Here is a 19,020-nt window from a genome sequence, read left to right on the forward strand (position 1 = left end):
AGTGGCGTGCCTTGGGTAGAGCAACTCGCGTGCCAACTCCGGAGGACCTGCAAGTCCTTGTTTTCAAATGGCTCCGGTTGGTTCGGCGCAGAAACATTGCACCGCAAAGGTGCAATTCCTGAAGGTCCGCACCACATGGGTGCGCACGGACGATGCTCTATCCTCTGCCGGTCCTTTTCCCATTGCACACCCATGTCCGACCCGATTTCCGCCCTGCTGCTCGGCATCCTCGAAGGCCTGACCGAATTCCTGCCCATTTCCAGCACCGGCCACCTGCTCATCGCCGAGCGCTGGCTCGGCGCGCGCTCGGACTTCTTCAACATCGTCATCCAGGCCGGCGCCATCCTCGCCGTCGCGCTTGTGCTCCGGCAGCGGCTGTGGTCGCTGGCCACCGGCCTGGGCGAACGCGAAAACCGCGACTACGTGCTGAAGCTGGGCACCGCGTTCCTGGTGACCGCGGTGGTCGGCCTGCCGGTGCGCCTGGCCGGCTGGGAGTTGCCCGAGACGGTGACGCCGGTAGCCTGGGCGCTGGTCATCGGCGGGGGGTGGATGCTGCTGGCGGAGGGTTTCGCCGCGCGCCTGCCCGACCGCGACAGCGTCACCTGGAAGGTCGCCGTCGGCGTGGGCCTGGCGCAGGTGGTGGCCGGCGTGTTCCCGGGTACCTCGCGCTCGGCCGCGGCGATCTTCCTGGCCATGCTGCTGGGCCTGAGCCGGCGCGCGGCCGCCGCCGAGTTCGTGTTCCTGGTCGGCATCCCGACCATGTTCGCGGCCAGCGCCTATGCCTTTCTGGAACTGGCGCGCCACGGCCAGCTCGGCCACCAGGACTGGGGCGACGTGGGCATCGCCTTCGCCGCTTCGGTGGCGACCGGTTTCGTGGTGGTGAAGTGGCTGCTGGGCTACATCAAGCACCATCGCTTCACGTGGTTCGCGATATACAGGCTGGCGTTGGGTGCCGCGCTGCTGCTGTTCCTGCCTGCTGGAAACTGAATGCGGAAAGCCGCCGGTAACCCCCGCAGCCGGCGCCATCCGTTTTCCCCTCCGTCCTTTCCACAGCTTCCCAAGGAGTACGACATGAAGCGCATCCTGCTGCTGGCCCTGCCCATCGCCCTGATGACCGCCTGCAACAACACCCCCTCCACCGCCCCGGCCGACGCCACGCCCGCGCCTGCGGCCGATGCCGCGCCGGCGGCCGCGGCCACGCCGGTCGACGCCGCGCAGCTCGGCGCCAACCACTGGGTGCTCGACAACGCCACCGACAGCGCCGGCAAGCGCATCGACGGCCTGTTCGTGCGCGCCGACAAGCCGGTCACCCTGGACTTCGCCGACGGCCGCGTGGCGGTGGACAACACCTGCAACCGCATGGGCGGCGGCTACACCCTGGCCGGCAGCGAGATCACCGTCTCGCGCATGGCATCGACGATGATGGCCTGCACCGACCAGGCGCTGATGGCGCTCGACCAGGCGGTGAGCAGCCGCCTGGAGGGCACGCTGAAAATCGGCCAGCACGACGCCTCCACGCTCACCCTGACCAACGCCGCCGGCGACGTGCTGAGCTTCCGCGGCGAGCCGACCGCCGAGACCCGCTACGGCGGCCCGGGCGAGACCGTCTTCCTGGAGGTCGACGCGCAGACCAGGCCGTGCTCGCACCCGTTGATCCCCGACAAGCAGTGCCTGCAGGTGCGCGAAGTGCACTACGACGACAAGGGCCTGGAGCAGGGCAAGCGCGGCGAGTTCAGCAATTTCTACGACGGCATCGAGGGCTATACCCACGAAGACGGCGTGCGCAACGTGCTGCGGGTCAAGCGCTATGCGGTGAAGAACCCGCCGGCCGATGCGTCCGCGCAGGCCTACGTGCTGGACATGGTGGTCGGTTCGGAAACGGTGAAGAAGTAACCGGCACCGCCAAAGCTGAAAACGACGAAGGGCGCCTTGCGGCGCCCTTCGTTTTTGTCCCGTAGGAGCGCACTTCAGTGCGCGATGGGGCTTTCCCGGTAGAGCCCCATCGCGCACTGAAGTGCGCTCCTACGCGCTCAAGCCAGGGCCGGATTGAGCGTGTAGGTGCCGTGCACCGCCGCTTCGGCCAGCACGTGGCCATGCATGGCGCGGTGCGCGTCGGCGGCGGTGAAGTCGCCTTCCACCGGCAGGCGTTCCACGTCCAGCGCGAACAGGCGGAAGAAATAACGGTGCACGCGCTCGTCGTTGAACGGCGGGGACGGGCCGTCGTAGCCGCGGTAGATGCCGGCCATGTCCGGGTTGCCGGCGAACCAGGCGGTGTAGTCGTTCACGCCCTGGCGCGCGCCTTCCGGCCCCATCGGCGGCTGCTTGCCGCGCGCGGTGAATCCCTCGCTGCAGCTGCCGGCGGCGATCGCGCGCGACGACGCGGGAATGTCCACCATCACCCAGTGGATGAAATCGCCACGCGGCTGTTCCAGCGGGATGGTCACGTCGTCGCGGCCGACCAGTTCGGGCACGGTCGGGACGTCGGGGTCCACGCAGACCAGCGCGAACGAGCGCGTGCCTGCCGGCACGTCGCTCCAGGCCAGCTGCGGGTTGCGGTTGGCGGCGAAGCCCTTGGCGTCGCCGGCGGCGAATTCGGCCGGGATCGGTTGGCCGTTGTCGAAACTCTGGCTGCTCAGTTGCATTGCCTTCTCCTGAAGGGGAGGCGCCGGCCGCGGCCGGCGCCCGTCTCACGACGGGTGGAACGCGCTCAGGCTTCGGGGTAGCCCAGGCGTGCGGCGACCGGGGCCAGGTGCGCGAACTCGGCGGCCAGCACCTGCGCGTACCGGCGCCAGTGGCCGGCCGGAATGGTGGCCGGACCGATGCTGCGCACCGGTGGGAAGCGCAGGCCGAAGGCCTGTTCCAGCAGGTTGCCCAGCGCCGCCGGGTCGTTGACCGCGTCGTCGATGCGCAGGATCAGGTGGGTGTAGAGATCCTGCTCGTGCAGGTCGGCCACTTGCTCCAGCGCGCGCGCCAGCCAGCGCGCCGCCTCGTCGGCCGAGGTCAGCGCCAGCGGCGCCGGCGCGCCCAGCGCCAGCCATTCGACCAGCATGTCGCGCGGGTCGCGCACCACCACCACCAGGCGGCCTTCCGGCAGCTGCGGGCGCAGCGCCCACAGCAGCGCGTTGTCCCACCACAGCAGCCAGTCGATCACGTTGCCGTCGGCGATGCCGCGCGCCGGCAGGGCGTCGCGCCACTGCTGCACGAACTGCGCCGGGCTCAGCGCGTCCTCGGCCAAGCGCTGCAGGGTGTGGAAGTTCTGGAAGGCGTCGTCCGGCGGGTTCGGCCCGAAGCGGTCGCCGCGCAGCACCTGGCTGCCGGCGGCCATCACCGTGACTACGCGCTCCACGCCCGAGCCCGGCGCGCCCCAGACGAACAGCGGCCGCATTGGGTTGTCCTGCGCGATCTCGCCCAGCGCCGGCCATTCGCCCGGCGCCCTGGCCTGCGGCGGCAGCGGCAGCCGCGACGGCGCCAGGTCGCCGTGCAGGCGCAGCCAGGTGGCCAGCGCCGCGGCCGGCTCGTCGGCGCGGTCCTGCACCGCGCCCAGCCACACCCGCAGTTCCGGTTGCGCGGCTTCCGGCGCGCTGTCGATCAGGGCCTGCACATGGGCGATGGCCGCCGCCGGTTCGCGTTCCAGCAGCGCTTCGACGATGCGCTGCTCGCCGCTGACGCGGCCCGGTTCCAGCGCGACGATGCGCCGCGCCACCGCTTCGGCGGCGTCGGCCTGTTCGTTCATGTCGTGCAGGCGCATGCGCGCTTCCAGCGCCGGCAGGTGGTCGGGCATCGCCGCCAGCCAGCGCTCGACCACCTCCACCGCTTCTGGGCTGCCGACCGGCGCCACCGCCAGCCGCGCCAGCCACAGGTCGTGCAGCTGCGGGTGCGCGGCCAGCGCCGCGTCCAATTCGGCGCGCGCCTCGTCCTCGCGGCCCAGGCGCTGCCAGGCGACCAGCAGCATCTGCAGGGTGGCGCGGTCGCCGGGCAGCTGCGCCAGCAGCGGGCGCAGGTGCTCCAGCGCCTGCAGCGGCTGGCCCGAATCGAGCTCCAGTTCGCCGGCCAGGCGGCGCATGCCGGGGGTGTCGCCTTCCGGCGTGGACAGCACCTGCCGCATCACCTCGGCGGCGCGGTCCGGGTGGCCCTGGCGCAGCGCCAGCTGCACCAGCAGGCCGCGCAGCGCGTGGTTGGACGGAGCGAGTTCGACCACGCGGCGGAACGCCTGCTCGGCGAAGGCCAGCAAGTCCTTGCCCAGGTAGGCGAAGCCCAGCGCGTAGAGCACGCGCGGGTCGTCGGGCAGGCGCTGGCTGGCGGCCGACAGCACCGCCAGCGCGCGGTCGGCGTCGCCGCGGCGCAGCGCGACCATGCCTTCGATGGCGCCCAGTTCCGGGCTGTCCGGCTCCACGCGCGCGGCCATGCGGCCGAGGCGCTCGGCCTCGTCGATGTCCTCGCGCGCCAGCGCCAGGTGCGCCTGCATCAGGTAGGCGGAGAACTCGTTGGGGTTGAGCGCGGTGGTGCGCTCCAGCGCCTGCCCGGCGTCGTCGATGCGGCGCTGGGCCAGCAGCAGGCCGGCGTGCTGCAGGTGCAGGTCGGCATTGTCCGGCGCCAGCGCCAGCGCCTGTTCCAGGCTGGCCTGCGCGGCGGCGGCGTCGCCCTGCTGCTGCAAAGCCAGCGCCAGCCAGCGGTGCGCCTGCGGCTGCTGCGGTTCGGCGGCGACCCACTGCCGCGCCGCGGCGACAGCTTCGTCGGTGGCGTTGCGGCGCAGGGCTTGAATGATCGTGTCTTGCATGGCGGTCCGGCGTAAGCGCAAAACGCCATTGTAGCCGGGGTGCGTCCGCCGGCTGGCCGCGGGTCAGGAGCCCAGCGCGAACGCGGCTTCCCGCGGCGCCCGCCACGCGCCCACCGCCGCCGCCAGCCGCTGCGCCACCCAGCGCTCGGCGAAGCCGTCGCCGCGCAGGTTCTCGATGAAGCCGCAGTGCCCGCCCCAGCGCGCGATCTCCAGCCGCGCATGCAGCGGCAGCCGCCAGTGGCGGAAGGTGGTGAAGGGAATCACCGGATCGTCGCGCGCCATCAGGATGTCGGCCGGCACCTCCAGCGCGGACAGGCGCGGCCCGGCGATGGAATAGCCGTCGAAATAGTCCTGCAGCGTGGCGAAGGCGGTATGGCGCTCGACCAGCCAGCCGGTCAGCGCGCGGATGTCCAGCTTCAGCACCGCGTCGTCGCAGTCGGCCAGCTCCGGGAACAGCGCGCGCTTGCGCCGCAGCGAGCCGGTCCACTTGCGGCGGAAATACCAGTCGTACATCGCCGGGCCGCGCTCGATGCTGTCCATGGTCAGCGCCGGGTCCAGCACCGGGCACACCGAGGCCACGTGGCGCAGCGGCACGCCGGCGGCAGGCGCGTGCAGGGCCAGGCGCAGCACGAAATTGCCGCCCAGCGAGTAGCCCGCGGCGACCAGCGGCAGCCCCGGGAAACGCGCCGCCAGGTCGCCGGCGGCGCGCACCACCTCGTCGATGCGGCAGGAATGGAAGATGCCCGGGTTGAGGTGGTGGGTATTGCCGTGGTCGCGGAAGTTCAGCCGCACCACGTCGAAGCCCTGCTCGAGCATGCGTGCGGCGGTCATGCGCATGTAGCTGGATTCGGCGCTGCCCTCCCAGCCGTGCAGCAGCAGCGCCAGGCCGACCGGCGCGCCGCCCGGCAGGCGGCTGTGCCAGGCCTGCAGGCGCACGCCGTCGCCGCCGTCCAGGATCAGTTCGCGGGTGATGGCGCCGCTGGACGCCAGCAGCCGCTGGCCCCGGCGCAGGCGCACTCCGCTGGACGCCAGCATCGACTGCAGGTGCGGATTGCGCAGCCAGCGCGGCGGCTGGTACTGGATGGCGCTCAACATGGCGCTCATGCTGCGCGCCGCCCGCGGGAGAAGGCGTGAACCAGCGCCATCGCGCTAGGCGCCTTCCATCACCGCCACGATGCGCGCGCGCGAGGTCTCGGCGATGTGCCGGCGCCCTTCCAGGTCGTGGCTGGCGACCGGCTCGAGGAAATGCACTTCGGCGCGCCGCGCCGGCTCGCCCAGCAGGCGCAGGAAATTGCCGAAGAAGCTCTCGCCCGCCGCGAACGCGACCCGGGTCTGGGCGTCGCCGCGCACGCCGTAGCGCAGCGCCACCGGCTGCACCGGCACGCCCGTCTCGACCGCGGCCTGGAAGATGCGCGCATGGAACGGGCCGACCTCGCGGCCGCCCCGGGTGCGGCCTTCCGGGAACACCGCCACCGGCCGGCCCTCGCGCAGCCGCTTGGCCATCTCCTCCATCACCCCGCCCAGCGACTCGGTGTTGCCGCGCTGGTGGTAGATGGTGTGGCCGCGGCTGGCCAGCCAGCCGACCAGCGGCCAGCCGGCGATCTCGCGCTTGGCGACGAAGCCCACCATCTTCTGGCTGTGGATCATGCTGATGTCGACCCAGCCGACGTGGTTGGCCACGAACAGCACCGCCCCCGGCAGCGGCTGGCCATGGCGGTGCAGGCGGAAACCGAAGATCCACATCAGCCCGCCGGACCACCAGCGCACCACCTTGTGTTCCAGCGGATCGGCGGCCGCGCCGATGCGGCCGAACGGCGGCGCCATCAGCAGCAGGATCAGCGGCAGGAACACCACGACGTGGACCAGCAGCAGCGGTACGCGGTACAGATAACGGAACGCACGCGCCACGCTGCCCTGGCGGGCGGGACGGGGGGAAGTCATCCGCGCACGATACCGGATGCGGTCCGGCTTCCGCCAGCGGCCGGACGGGCCGCCGCCCGGCGCGCGGCGGCCGCGGCGCGCTCACCCGGGCGCGCCTGCAAAGCGGTATAAATCCGCTCACGCCTTCTGGGGGAACCGGACATGGAGCAGCTAGCGCGGTCGTCGGCCGGGGAGATGCTGCGCCTGTTCTCGGCGGCGCTGGAGGAAGTCGACAGCGGCGTGATCCTGTTCGACAGCCAGAACCGCATCGTGCATTTCAACAAGGCCATGGAAGTCCTGTCCGGCTGGCCGCGCGCCGAGGCGGTGGGGCGCAACCTGGGCATCCTGGCGCCGCCGGCCATGCGCGAGCGCTACGACAGCGAACTGCATCCGGGCCCGGCCAACCGCGTGCAGGAACTGGCCAGCCGCCCGCGCGACGTGCAGCTGGTGCGCAAGGACGGGCAGATGCGCTGGATCAGCGTATCGCTGGCGCAGACGCCGGGCGCGGACGGCCAGCTGCACATGGCCTTCGTCAGCGACGTCACCGCGCGGCGCCAGCGCCAGGAACGCGAACGGCTGCTGTCGCTGGGTTTCGACGAGACCCAGAGCGCGGTCCTCATCACCGATGCGCGCGGCCGCGTCGTACACCTGAACAAGGGCTTCTGCCGCCTGTTCGGATTCGACGCCAGCCAGGCCCTGCGCCGCCACGCCGCCGCGCTGCTGGTGCCGGACCGCGCGCGGCGCCGCGCGGCGCTGGACCACGCCGCCCGCCTGCTGGCCGGCGAGCCGGTGCGCTGCGACGAACGCGTGGCCTGCCGCGATGGCCGGCCGCTGTGGTGCTCGGTCAGCGTCAACCCGATCTTCGACGACTACGGCACGCTGGCCAACCTGGTCATCGTGCTGATGGACATCACCCACACCAAGGTGCACGAGGTGCTGCAGCACCGGATGCTGGACGCGCTGGTACGCGAGGTGCCCACCAGCGAGGTGATGCAGATGATGTGCCGCGACGTGGAGCAGACCGCGCCGCAGGTGCTGTGCTCGGTGCTGCGGGTCGAGGATGGCCGGCTGCGCACGCTGGCCGCGCCCAGCCTGCCCGAGGCCTACTCGCGGCAGGTGGACGGCATACCGGTCGGCCCCGGCGTGGGCTGCTGCGGCACCGCCGCCCACACCGGGCAGACGGTGGTGGCGCGCGACATCGCGCTGGACCCGAACTGGCAGGGCATCAGCCACCTGGCGCTGGAACACGGGCTGGCGGCCTGCTGGTCCACGCCGATCAAGGCCAGCGACGGCCGCGTGCTGGGCACCTTCGCCTTCTATTACCGCCGGCCGCACGACCCGGACGCCTTCCACCGCCGCCTGGTCGACGTCATCGTGCACCTGTGCGCGCTGGCGCTGGAGCGCGAGGAAGCGCGCAACCGCATCCGCCGGCTGGCGTTCTACGACGACCTCACCGGCCTGCCCAACCGCAACCTGCTGCACGCCCAGGCCGACCAGGCGATCACCGCGGCAGCGGGCGCCGCCCAGGCGCTGGCGGTGCTGTTCATCGACCTGGACCGCTTCAAGCAGATCAACGACTCCTTCGGCCATCCCGGCGGCGACCAGCTGCTGCGCGCGGTCTCGCGGCGCCTGCAGGACGAGGCCGGCGCGGCGGACATCGTCGGCCGCCTGTCCGGCGACGAGTTCGTGATGGTGCTCGCCGCCTGCGACGCACAGTCCGCGGCCGAGCGCGCCGAGCGCATCCTGCGCCGGCTGTCGCTGCCGCTGCCGCTGGACGAGGTGCAGATCCGCCCGTCGGCCAGCATCGGCATCAGCATGTTCCCGCACGACGGGCACGACATGGAGACGCTGCTGCACCATGCCGACATGGCCATGTACCAGGCCAAGAACGGCGGCCGCAACGCCGCGCGCTTCTATTCGCGCGAGATGGACCACAACGCGCAGGAGCGGCTGGCGCTGGAGACGGCGCTGCGCGAGGCGGTCGAGCAGCGCCAGCTGCACCTGCACTACCAGCCGCAGATCCGCATCGGCGACGGCCGCCTGTGCGGCGTGGAGGCGCTGGCGCGCTGGCGGCATCCGCGCCTGGGCGAGGTGCCGCCGATGCGCTTCATCCCGCTGGCCGAGGAATGCGGGCTGATCGGCGACATCGGCCAGTGGGTGCTGGAGGAAGCCTGCGCGCAGCTGGCGCGCTGGCGCCGCGCCGGGCTGGACGTGCCCTCGGTGGCGGTGAACCTGTCGCCCACCAACTTCCACGACCTGGAGCTGCCGGCGCGGATCGAACAGGCGTTGCGGCGCCAGGCGCTGGAGCCCGGCGACCTGACCGTGGAGATCACCGAGGACGTGCTGCTCGATACCGACCCGAGCACCCTGCGCACGCTGCACGCGGTACGCGCGCTGGGCGTGCGCCTGTCCATGGACGACTTCGGCACCGGCTACTCCAGCCTGAGCTACCTGCGCCTGCTGCCGATCAGCGAACTCAAACTGGACCGCAGCTTCGTGCGCGGCATCGAGAGCGACGAGGTGGCCAGCGCCCTGACCCGCGCCATCGCCCATATCGGCCAGAGCCTGCGGCTGACGGTCGTGGCCGAGGGCGTGGAAAGCGTGGAACAGCTGCGCCTGCTCGGCGAACAGGGGTATTGCATCGCGCAGGGCTACCACTTCACCCCGGCGCTGCCGGCGGACGAGCTGGAGGCGTGGGTCCGGGAACGACCGTAGGAGCGCACTTCAGCCCGTGGAAACCGGTCAGGCCGGCACCACCGCCAGGGTCAGGCGCGAGATGCATACCGGCTTGCCGGCCTCGTTCTCGATGCGGATTTCCCAGACCTGGGTGGTGCGCCCGACGTGCAGCGCGCGCGCCGTGCCGGTGACCACGCCGGAGCGGGCCGCGCGCAGGTGGTTGGCGTTGATCTCCAGCCCCACGCAGACCTGGCTGGCGGTATCCACGCACAGGTTGCCGGCGCTGCTGCCCAGCGTCTCGGCCAGCACCACCGAGGCGCCGCCATGGAGCAGGCCGTAGGGCTGGCGGGTGCGTTCGTCCACCGGCATGGTCGCCTGCAACCAGTCCTCGCCGGCGCCGGTGAAGACGATGCCGAGGTGATCGATCAGGGTGCCCCGGCTGAGGCGGTTGAGTTCGTCCAGTGAAACGGGTGCGCGGAAAACCATGGCGATGACCGGAGCGGAAACCGCGCCAGTTTACGCGCGGCGCGTGGGCGCCGGATCAACCGAACAGATCGTCCTGCGGCGGCGGATAGACCAGCCGGCCATCGACCAGGCGCGCGCTGCCGGTCAGTGCGTGCACCTGCAGGTGGGTGGCGTCGAGGATGTGCCGCACTTCGATGCCGCGCGTGGTGAGCACGTCGGCGATCAGCCGGCGGTGGCAGCGCCACCACACCGCTTCGGCGCACATCAGCGCGGTGCGGCGGCGTGCGGCCAGTTCCAGCAACCGCGCCAGGCCGTCGGCGAACTCGGCGCTGTCCAGGTGGTCGGCATAGCCCTGGAAGGCGGCGTTGCGCCAGGCGCCGTTGGGCGAACCCGGCAGCGCGCGGCGGCGTCCCCCCAGCTGCGGCAGCCAGAGGTAGTCGTAGCCCGCGGCCGGCAGGGTGCTGGCCATCGTCTCGCCGGCGAACCAGGGATAGCGCCGCGAGCCGGGGAAGCGGCGCACGTCGGCCACGGCCTCGATGCCGTATCCGGCCAGCAGGGCGAGGAACGCGTCCCAGCCGCGGGTGGAGTGGCCGATGGTCCAGACGGTGGCGACGTCGGCCATGTCAGCCGATCTTCTGCAGCACCGCGCCGCGGTGCAGGGCGATGTGCTCGGTACGGTCGCTGCGGATCTCGTACTGCGGGTCGTCCGCGCTGCAGCGGTGCATGTGGCCCTTGTACGGCGTATCGCGGACATGGACCTTGATGATGTGGCCGGTGACGTGGCCGGCCTCGGAATTCCAGCGGACGTGGTCGCCGACCTTGAAGGCGTGGCTCATGGCAATGCTCCAGGTGGAAAACGGATGCGGCGCGCCGGCGGCACCGACGGGAGGCGCGTCGCGCGCAGGACGCCGCCGGTTTCGCCTGCGGCTCCCTCGAAGGCGAAGGATGCCCGCTCCGCCATGCGCGGGAGCGGCAGGCAGCCGGAATGCCGCGCCGCGGACCGCGATCCGGCCTGCCCCTGCGTTATAGGTTCCCGCCGTGAATTCCCGGTCAAGGACCGCGCCCGGTTCACGGCGCCAGCGTCCAGCGCAGCGTCTCCAGCGTCCTGCCGTTGACCTGGACGGAGAGCGCGTGCGCGCCCGGGTGATGCACGCGGGTGGTGACTTCCCGCAGGGCATGGCGCTTTTCCAGCTGCACCCGTCCCCGCGGCGGAAGCTCGAAGGTTTTCCACTTGAACACCTTGGGGCTGAGCGTGCCGTTCGCCTTCCTGTAGTGGATCGCATAGTCGAGCACGATGCGCTGGCGCTGCGCCGAGAGCGATTCGAGATCGATGGCGAAGACGAGCGTGTCGCCCATCGCATGGACCGCCTCCTCGAAGCGGATGCCGTGCACGCGGATGGCGGCCCCGGCATCGACGCCGATCGCCGCCAGCGCCTGCGCATGCCCGGCCTTTATCAGGGTGCGCAACGCATGCCGGGTGATCCATTCCAGCCGCGCCTTCTCGTCGGCGGTCTTCGCTTCCCTGCGCCAGGCAAGCAGCGTCTCCACTACGTAGCCAGGATGATCCTTGGCGATGTCGTTCAGGTGGTTGGCCACGCTCTTGCGCACGTAGAGGGACGCGTCGAAGACCAGCGCGCGCAGGATCGGCAGGGTCGGCGTGGGGTCGGCGACCAGCCGCTGCAGGCGCTCGCCCCACGGCAGGCGCGGACGCGAGCCCTCCGAAGCCCAGCGCCGGTCGTGCTCGTTGTCCGAGGCGGTGCAGCGCAGGAGATGGGCCAGCGTTTCCTCCGGGTACAGGCGGAGAAAGGGCCGCACGGCGAACTCGGCGGTGAAGAGCCGGGTGAGCACGGTGAGCGCGTCCAGGGAACGCTGCCTGTCGTCCAGGCCGAAGGTCTGCACGAAGTCGGTGAACGGCCAGATATCGAAGCCGCGCAGCTTCCCGCCGCGGGCGGCGGCGAGGAGGACGGCCAGGGCATCGCCGTAGCTGGCGGGCAGAAGCCGCGCCAGCTCGTCCCGGACCCGCGCGATGCGCGGCTTGAGTTCGAGCCGGGCCAGGTCGCCGGCGATGCCTTCGAAGGCGCGGCGATCGAAGGCGGGATGGACCGCCGCGATCTCCCGGCCCATGCGCTCCAGCAGGGCCGGCCCCACGCTGTGCTTGAAGGCGGAAGGGTTGTCCTTCTGTTCCTGGGCCATTGCTTTTCCTCGCGGCGGCGGCGTTCGACCGGCGCGCATCGACGCCGCCGCCTTGCGTTCCGGGTGTAGTGGGGAACGATGTAGTGGGGAACCGGGAACACGGCGCGCCGGACATGAGGCGGGCGCCGCGACCCGGCGGGATCACAGGATCGGCACCAGCCCGGCGCCGAACGCGGTCAGCATGCGCACCAGCAGCCACTTCGGCCCGACGTCGACCTCGGGGAAGTCGCCCACCGGCACATAGCAGCGGCGGAAGTCCGGATCGTGCCGCGACAGCGGCAGCGGGCAGTCCGGTCCCGGCTGGAACGCGTAGTTGGTGGCATAGCGCCACGGCCAGACGTCGAGCACCGGCAGCGCCTCGGACGCCTTGCCCAGGCTGTAGTTCAGCCCCGAAAGCACCGGCGTCTTCTCCCGCGGCGCCACCACCCAGGCGTTGTCCGGGGCGATGTCGCGCAGGATGCTCTGCGCCAGCCGCTCGGCGAACACCGGGTCGTCGATGATCACCGCGCCTTCGGTGTTGTAGTTCTCGCTGCGCGGGTCGAAGTTGTGGGTGCCGACGACGCCGATGCGGCGGTCCACCACCAGCGACTTGGCGTGCAGGCCCATGCGCGCGCCGCGCCGGGTCACCGGCAGCGGACGGTTGGCCGCCTTGCTGCCGAGGAACGAGGGCCGCGTCTCGGTGCGCAGCACCTCGCGCTCGACCTCGCTGCCGTCGGCGCCCGCGCGCCGCCGCGCGCCGTTGCCGCGCACGTTGCTGCCGGCCGCGCTCGCGCCGATCACGCGGTTCGGCGGCGGCGCCGGCGCGTCGTCCAGCGCCGCGGACAGCAGGTTGGCCGGGGCCACCGGCGCATCCAGCGGGAACGGCTTGTACTCGTAGACCTCGAAGCCCAGCACGCGCAGGTTGCGGCGCTTGTACTTGTAGGCCATGGCATAGACGATCGGGTTGTCGGTCGCGGCCAGGCTGTTGGTGGACACCACCACGCGCGGCGGCGCCTGGCGCGCGCGCAGATCCTTGAACAGCGCCTGCGCCGGCTTGGACAACACCAGGTAGGGCGTCTGCAGCAGCACTTCGGACTGCGCGCCGGCGATGAGCGCATCCAGCCGCGGCTCGGTGGCGTGCGGCGCCTGGTCGCGGCGGTGCTTGCGCGGCAGGTCGGCGACGTAGGCCACCGAGCGCACCGGCAGCGCGGTATCGACGAAAGCCTGCGCGACGAACGCCGGGTCGGCGGCCTCGGCGGTGGCGCGCGCCACCCGCTCCGGGCGCAGGAAGCGCGCCTGCGGCAGTTCGGGCACGCCCTGCCGCAGCAGGGTCCGGCCGACATCGTTGAGCCGCTCGGCCGGCACGCTGCGGCGCGCCTCCCAGAAGGCCTGGAAGTTGGCGGCCATCTCGCGCGCCTCGGGCCCGGCCACCACCACGTCGCGGTCGCGGAAGTTGTACTCGCGGTCCCAGTCGTAATAGTCGTCCTGGTAGTTGCGGCCGCCGACCACGCCGATCACGCCGTCCACCACCAGCAGCTTGTTGTGCATGCGCTGGTTGAAGCGGCGGAAGCAGCACAGCACGCTGCCGGCGTAGTCGAAGTAGTTGAGCTTGGCCTTGCCGAAGGCGGGGTTGTAGATGCGCAGCTCGAAGTTGGCGTGCGCGCCTGACAGCGCGCCGAGCGTCTGCAGGTCGGAGATCGCCGAGAGCTGGTCGATCAGCACCCGCACCCTGACCCCGCGACGGGCGGCGTCCAGCAGCGCGTCGATGATCATGCGCGCGCTGTCGTCGGTGTCGAAGATGTAGGTCTGCAGGTCGATGCTGCGGCTGGCGCTGCGGATCAGGTTCAGGCGCGCCACCAGCGACAGTTCGCCCTCGTCCAGGAGCGTGGCGTAGTGCCGCGGCGCGCCGGCGGCGGCGGAATCGGCCATGGCCTGCGCGCCCAGCGCGCGCAGCGGCGAATCCAGCGCGCAGCGGTCGGCGCGGTCGCAGTCCAGCGCGGTGGAGCGGGCGGCCACGGCGATGCCCTGGGCACGCTCGCGCTGCTGCGGCGACAGCGACGCGCAGCCGCCGGCGAGCAGGGCCGAGCCGAGCAGCAGCAAGCGGAGCAGCAGGTTCACGGCGGGGGGGCGCCCACCAGGCGCGTACGCAATATGAAGGTCACACGGTCACTCAGGGCGAACTGCCAGCTGTCCATGCCGTAACGACCGCGCTGGACGGTGCCCCGGCTGACGAGGTCGCAATCATAGCCCGGCCTCGCGCATTCAGGCTCCTCCAGGCGCAGCACCTCGCGCCGGCTGACGCCGCGGATGGTCAGGCGTCCCTGCACGCTGCCGCCGCGTTCGACGATGTCCGGTTCGTAGGGGTCGGACTCGAACTCGACCAGCGGGTGCCGCTGCGCGTCGAAGAACTCCTCGCCGCGCATCCAGCCGGTGTAGCGCGGTTTGCCCGGGATTTCGACGTACTGGGTGAACATGCGCAGGCGCACCTGGTGGCGGCCGTCCGGCAGCACCGTGATCCAGCCGTCGAAGCGCGGGAACTGGCCCTCGATCCGCTGCCCGAAGCGGGTGCGGATCTCGAAGCCGAAGCGCGAATGCACGGTATCGAACTGCAACGGCTGCGAGGCCGACGCCGCGCCCGTCGCCGCCAGCAGGATCAGCAGCAGTCCAGCACACAGCGACCGCATGCGCTCAGCCCCTGTCCACGGTCCCGTCGCATCCGCCCGCGGCCCCGCCTGCGCCAGCGGAACGGCCACGAGCACCCTCCGCCGCCACGCGCATCAGCACGCGCACGCCGCCGCGGACCCGGGGCCGTCGAACACGGCGGAACGCGGTCATGGCCTCAGGGCCACCAGAACGCCGCCAGGCGGGCGATGCCCGGTTCGATGGCCGCCGCCATCGGTAGCGACAGCACCGCCACCGAGGCGGTGGGCATGCCGCGGTAGTCGCCGGACTGGCCGCTGTGCATCAGCGCCACCAGCCGCTCCATGCCCGGGTTGTGCCCGACCAGCAGCAGGCGCTCGACCTCGCGGTGCTCGTCCACCAGCGCGGCGAGGGTGCCGGGCGTGGCGTCGTAGATCCGCTCCTCCAGGCGCTGTTCGACGTAGCCGGTCAGCGACAGCACCGCCTCCAGCGTTTCGCGCGCGCGCCGCGCCGGCGAGCACAGCACCCGGTCAGGCACCAGCCGCTGCTCCAGCAGCCAGCGACCGGCCGCCTCGGCCTCGGCCAGGCCATGCGGGGAAAGCGGACGGTCGATGTCGGCCAGGCCGTTGTCGGCCGGCTCGGCGTGGGCATGTCGCAGCAGGATCAGTTCACGCATGAGGTTTCATTAGCTCCGGGTCAGACCTTGTTCAACCATTTGAGAAGCGGCTCCCAGTCCTGCTGGTGCTCGCGGACCTGGGCGGAGTGGTAGTCGAACAGGCTGCGGCCCAGGCCGACCATGACCACGTAGCTCTGGCTGTCGCGCAGTTGCGCCACCACCTCGTACGGCCATTGCGCCAGCATCTGCCGCGCCTGCTGCGACGTCTGCGTCCACGGCTTGGTGCGGTTGAGCACCAGGCCCACCGGCAGCGCACGCGAGTGCACGCGCTTGACCTTGGCCAGACTGTTCAGGAAACCAACGATGGCCTCGATGTCCAGCGCCGACGGCAGCACCGGCACCACCACCGCATCGGCCACGTCCAGGAATTGCTCGAGATCGTCCGCATGGGCGCCGGCCGGGGCATCGATGATCACGGCCTCGGCACCGTCGGGGATGTGTTTTTCCCAGGCCTTCTTGCGGTAGACGTCCACCGGCAGCACGGCGCTGTCCAGGCCGGCGCGGCGTTGCGCCCAGCGCGTGCTCGACCCCTGCGGGTCGGCGTCGGCGATCACCGTCGCCCTGCCCTGCAGCGCGGCATGCGCGGCCAGATGGGTGGCGATGGTGGTCTTGCCCACACCGCCCTTGGAACCGGCCACCAGGATCGTCTTCATGCACGCCTCGTTTTGCGCGGGACTGTCCGCAGCGTACACCGGCGCGCGACGGCCGCGGTAGTCGGTGCGTGAGGACGGCCGCCGGCAGGGGCGTACTTCCGTGCGCGATGGGGCTTTCCCGGCAGAGTCCCGCCGCGCACCAGGGTGCGCTCCTACGGACGCGGCGCGCTTTGCTATCGTGACGGCCCATGCCGGAGCCCCCATGAGCGAACTGCAGGACCTGACCGCGCTGATCCGCGCCAACACGCCGCTGATCGTCATCGAGACCCCGGACGAGGCGCGGGTCGTGGACCTGTTCCGGCAGGCGCTGATGCACGTGTGGCGGGCGCTGTACCGCTGGTCGATCACCGAAGGCCTGCGCCGCATCGACATGGACCGCGAGGACGAGGCGGTCGGCCCGCCCGATGCCAGCTCGGCACTGCGCATGATCCAGGACGCCGAGCAGCGCGGCATCTACCTGCTGCTCGATTTCCACCCCTACCTGGGCTACGCCAGCCACCAGCGCCTGCTGCGCGACATCATCCAGCGCCGCCACAGCCAGCCGCACGTGCTGGTGCTGGTCGGCGCCAAGGTGGAACTGCCGGCCGAGCTGGAAGCGCTGGCCACCCGCTTCAACCCGCGCCTGCCCGACGCCAACGCGCTGCTGAAGATGCTGCGCGAGGAAGCGGCGGCCTATGCCGGCGAGAACGGCGGCCGCCGCGTGGAGGTGGACCAGGACGCGGTGCGGCAGATCCTGCGCAACCTGCAGGGACTGAGCCTGCCCGATGCGCGCCGCATCGCCCGCCAGCTGATCTACAGCGACGGCGCGCTGCGCGCCGACGACCTGCCGCAGCTGGCGAAGCTGAAGTTCGAGCTGCTCAACCGCAGCGGCCACCTGCACTACGACTACGACAGCGCGCGCTTCGGCGACGTGGCCGGCGCCTCCCGGCTCAAGCGCTGGATCGAGCAGCGCCGCGCGGTGTTCGTCGCCGGCGACGCGCCGCCCGGGCTGGACCCGCCGCGCGGCATGCTGCTGCTCGGCGTGCAGGGCTGCGGCAAGTCGATGCTGGCCAAGGCCACCGCCGCCGGCTTCGGCGTGCCGCTGCTGCGGCTGGACTTCGGCACGCTCTACAACAAGTACCACGGCGAGACCGAGAACAACCTGCGCCAGGCGCTGGCCTCGGCCGAGCAGCTGGCGCCGTGCGTGCTGTGGATCGACGAGATCGAGAAGGGCCTGGCCAGCAGCGGCGAGGACGGCGGCGTCTCGCGGCGGGTGCTGGGCTACCTGCTGACCTGGATGGCCGAGCGCAAGGCGCCGGTGTTCATCGTCGCCACCGCCAACCAGGTGCACGAGCTGCCGGCCGAACTGCTGCGCAAGGGCCGCTTCGACGAGATCTTCTTTGTCGACCTGCCCGCGCCCGACACCCGCGTGGAACTGCTGCGCCTGCACCTGGGCAAACGCGGGCTGGACGCCGACGGCTTCGCCCTGCCGGCGCTGGCGGCCGCGGCCGACGGTTTTTCCGGCGCCGAGATCGAGCAGGCGGTGGTCGCCGGGCTGTACGCCGCGCATGCCGAACGCAGGCCGCTGGACACCGACCTGCTGATGGCCGAGATCCGCAACACGCGGCCGCTGTCGGTACTGATGGCCGAGCAGGTGCAGGCGCTGCGCGACTGGGCGCGCGGGCGCACGGTCGCGGCCGACTGAGCCGGGCCTCGCCCAGCGCCGGGGCGGCATCGCCCAGGTGGCGGTACCGCGGCTGACGCGCACGGCGACCGCGGGTCCAGGCCGGCCCGCGCGGTGCGGCGATCTTCCCGTCAAGGAGCCTTCGCGGGCTCCCAGCCGGCCGGCGGCCGCGCGGGAATGCCGTTGGCCGCGAGCAGCTGCCGCATCGCGCCCAGCTCGCCCGATTCCACCGTCCAGCGCAGGTAGGCGTGCATGTCCACCTTCGGCACCGCATCGGGAGCCGCGCCCAGCAGCGCCACCGCTTCCCCGGTGATCCATGCCAGCTCCCGCCTGCGCTCCTGCCAGCGTGCGCGCTCGGCGGCATCCCGCGCATCGGCCAGCAGCTTGCTGACCGCGAAGCTGTTGGCCAGCAGCGAGCCGCTGTCCGCCATCACCGCCAGCAGGCGCCGGCAGCTCTCGTCGAGTGCGGCATCGGCGCCACCCGCCCGGCAGCGCTGGTGGACATCGCGCAGCGTCGTCATCGCGAACGCCGCCGGCAGCGCATGCACCACCTCCAGGCGCGGCTGGTCCGGGTCGGTGGATGGGCCGTCGTCCGGCATGGGCAGGCGCACGCCCCGGGTCATGCGGTCGAACAGGGCCACGCCCTCGGAATACTCGTCGACGAAACGGGTGGCACCGGCGACGCGCTCCCAAGCCAGCGCCACGGATCCAGCGTCGCCGCGGTCCATCTCCATGCGCCACAGCAGCAGTTGCGAGACCGCTTCGTCCGCCTCGCGCGTGCGCAGGGTCTGGAGGGCGGCCGCGATATCGCAACGGCCGGTGGCGATGCAGCGGCTCACCGCCGCGCGCGCGATCATCGGCTGGTCGCTGCCGGTGCGGATCGCCTGCTCCAGCCAGACATCGCTCCACGCGGGCTCGCCGACGGCGCCAGACACGGACGACAGCTCCTGCGAAAACGCCAGGCGCGAGGCCACCAGCAGTTCCAGCGGCCGGCCTGTGGCCGCCAGTTCCTGCGCGCGCTGCCACAACGGCCCGTGGAAATCCGCGTCCGGCGCCCCGGCGACGCTCGATCCGGCGGCAACGCCGGAAGCCATCAGCGCGGCCAACAGAACCAATCTCTTCCTGCCCTTCATCACCGGCTCCCTCCTGGATCGAATACGGCGGTCGACACCCCCTGAGCAGCCTTGTAGCAGGAAGCGGCCGGGCATCGCCAAGCGGCAGCCGCCGATGCGGCAGACGGCCGATGTCCCGCAGGCTGCGCCGCCACGCCGGATGGGCCCGACCTGCAGCTACCTACAGCGGTGACGGCATCCCATCGACCGGCGCCCTGGCCTCCGGTATCGAAGGCCACACGGCCGGCGCAATCGCACGCCGACCG

The 19,020-nt window shown here is 71.7% G+C and carries 17 protein-coding genes; 4 read left to right on the forward strand and 13 right to left on the reverse strand.

Translation table 11 applies throughout. The annotated features are described in order from the left end of the window. The first annotated feature begins 192 nt into the window (after nt 1-192). Entirely contained in the window at nt 193-987 is a 795-nt protein-coding gene (locus CQ393_RS10860; RefSeq protein ID WP_153191564.1) for an undecaprenyl-diphosphate phosphatase, read from the forward strand. An 84-nt stretch (nt 988-1,071) separates the two neighbouring features. After that, nucleotides 1,072-1,893 carry an META and DUF4377 domain-containing protein gene (locus CQ393_RS10865; RefSeq protein ID WP_153191565.1) on the forward strand — a complete coding sequence of 274 codons (822 nt, stop codon included), beginning with the start codon at nt 1,072-1,074 and terminating at the stop codon, nt 1,891-1,893. Between the two features lie 137 nt (nt 1,894-2,030). On the opposite strand, the gene CQ393_RS10870 is transcribed toward CQ393_RS10865, so the two are convergent. The 4 genes from CQ393_RS10870 to CQ393_RS10885 all read right to left on the reverse strand — a co-directional run bounded on the left by CQ393_RS10870 (nt 2,031) and on the right by CQ393_RS10885 (nt 6,718). Beyond that, nucleotides 2,031-2,642 carry a YbhB/YbcL family Raf kinase inhibitor-like protein gene (locus CQ393_RS10870; protein WP_153191566.1) on the reverse strand — a complete coding sequence of 204 codons (612 nt, stop codon included), beginning with the start codon at nt 2,640-2,642 and terminating at the stop codon, nt 2,031-2,033. Between the two features lie 65 nt (nt 2,643-2,707). Then, nucleotides 2,708-4,777: a tetratricopeptide repeat protein gene (locus CQ393_RS10875; RefSeq protein WP_153191567.1), complete on the reverse strand. Its 2,070-nt coding sequence runs from the start codon at nt 4,775-4,777 to the stop codon at nt 2,708-2,710. Nucleotides 4,778-4,840: 63 nt separating this feature from the next. After that, nucleotides 4,841-5,872 carry an alpha/beta fold hydrolase gene (locus tag CQ393_RS10880; RefSeq protein WP_153191619.1) on the reverse strand — a complete coding sequence of 344 codons (1,032 nt, stop codon included), beginning with the start codon at nt 5,870-5,872 and terminating at the stop codon, nt 4,841-4,843. Nucleotides 5,873-5,926: 54 nt separating this feature from the next. After that, a complete protein-coding gene (locus tag CQ393_RS10885; RefSeq protein WP_153191568.1) occupies nt 5,927-6,718 on the reverse strand; it encodes a lysophospholipid acyltransferase family protein in 792 nt (263 codons plus the stop codon). Nucleotides 6,719-6,859: 141 nt separating this feature from the next. On the opposite strand from CQ393_RS10885, the gene CQ393_RS10890 reads away from it, so the two are divergent. Then, nucleotides 6,860-9,412: an EAL domain-containing protein gene (locus CQ393_RS10890; protein WP_153191569.1), complete on the forward strand. Its 2,553-nt coding sequence runs from the start codon at nt 6,860-6,862 to the stop codon at nt 9,410-9,412. Nucleotides 9,413-9,439: 27 nt separating this feature from the next. Here the strand turns inward: CQ393_RS10890 and CQ393_RS10895 are convergent, their stop codons facing one another. The 8 genes from CQ393_RS10895 to CQ393_RS10930 all read right to left on the reverse strand — a co-directional run bounded on the left by CQ393_RS10895 (nt 9,440) and on the right by CQ393_RS10930 (nt 15,979). Then, nucleotides 9,440-9,859, reverse strand: a complete 420-nt coding sequence (locus CQ393_RS10895; RefSeq protein WP_153191570.1) for a hotdog fold thioesterase — start codon at nt 9,857-9,859, stop codon at nt 9,440-9,442. A 55-nt stretch (nt 9,860-9,914) separates the two neighbouring features. Next, nucleotides 9,915-10,460 (reverse strand): DUF488 domain-containing protein, encoded by a 546-nt coding sequence (locus tag CQ393_RS10900; protein WP_153191571.1) that lies wholly within the window; start codon nt 10,458-10,460, stop codon nt 9,915-9,917. A gap of 1 nt (nt 10,461) precedes the next feature. After that, nucleotides 10,462-10,674, reverse strand: coding sequence for a DUF2945 domain-containing protein (locus CQ393_RS10905; protein WP_153191572.1), 213 nt, complete (start codon nt 10,672-10,674; stop codon nt 10,462-10,464). Nucleotides 10,675-10,906: 232 nt separating this feature from the next. Further along, the gene (locus CQ393_RS10910; RefSeq protein WP_153191573.1) at nt 10,907-12,031 is read right to left on the reverse strand and encodes a DNA alkylation repair protein; all 1,125 of its coding nucleotides are present in this window, start codon (nt 12,029-12,031) and stop codon (nt 10,907-10,909) included. A gap of 141 nt (nt 12,032-12,172) precedes the next feature. After that, nucleotides 12,173-14,128 carry a phospholipase D family protein gene (locus CQ393_RS10915; RefSeq protein WP_343199936.1) on the reverse strand — a complete coding sequence of 652 codons (1,956 nt, stop codon included), beginning with the start codon at nt 14,126-14,128 and terminating at the stop codon, nt 12,173-12,175. Further along, complete coding sequence (locus tag CQ393_RS10920; RefSeq protein ID WP_153191574.1) at nt 14,125-14,694, reverse strand: YceI family protein; 570 nt, start codon at nt 14,692-14,694, stop codon at nt 14,125-14,127. The genes CQ393_RS10915 and CQ393_RS10920 overlap by 4 nt, the downstream gene beginning before the upstream one ends. Before the next feature lie 155 nt (nt 14,695-14,849). Beyond that, on the reverse strand, nt 14,850-15,326 hold the full coding sequence (locus CQ393_RS10925; RefSeq protein WP_054662172.1) for a histidine phosphatase family protein: 477 nt from the start codon (nt 15,324-15,326) through the stop codon (nt 14,850-14,852). Nucleotides 15,327-15,346: 20 nt separating this feature from the next. After that, a complete protein-coding gene (locus CQ393_RS10930; protein ID WP_153191575.1) occupies nt 15,347-15,979 on the reverse strand; it encodes a ParA family protein in 633 nt (210 codons plus the stop codon). Nucleotides 15,980-16,181: 202 nt separating this feature from the next. Here CQ393_RS10930 and CQ393_RS10935 point away from each other — a divergent pair, with 202 nt between their 5' ends. Next, nucleotides 16,182-17,663, forward strand: a complete 1,482-nt coding sequence (locus tag CQ393_RS10935; RefSeq protein WP_153191576.1) for an AAA family ATPase — start codon at nt 16,182-16,184, stop codon at nt 17,661-17,663. 110 nt (nt 17,664-17,773) lie between these two features. On the opposite strand, the gene CQ393_RS10940 is transcribed toward CQ393_RS10935, so the two are convergent. Then, the gene (locus CQ393_RS10940) at nt 17,774-18,757 is read right to left on the reverse strand and encodes a hypothetical protein (RefSeq protein WP_153191577.1); all 984 of its coding nucleotides are present in this window, start codon (nt 18,755-18,757) and stop codon (nt 17,774-17,776) included. Between the last annotated feature and the right edge of the window lie 263 nt (nt 18,758-19,020).

The organism is Stenotrophomonas sp. MYb238 (assembly GCF_009496535.1).
Taxonomy (GTDB): domain Bacteria; phylum Pseudomonadota; class Gammaproteobacteria; order Xanthomonadales; family Xanthomonadaceae; genus Stenotrophomonas.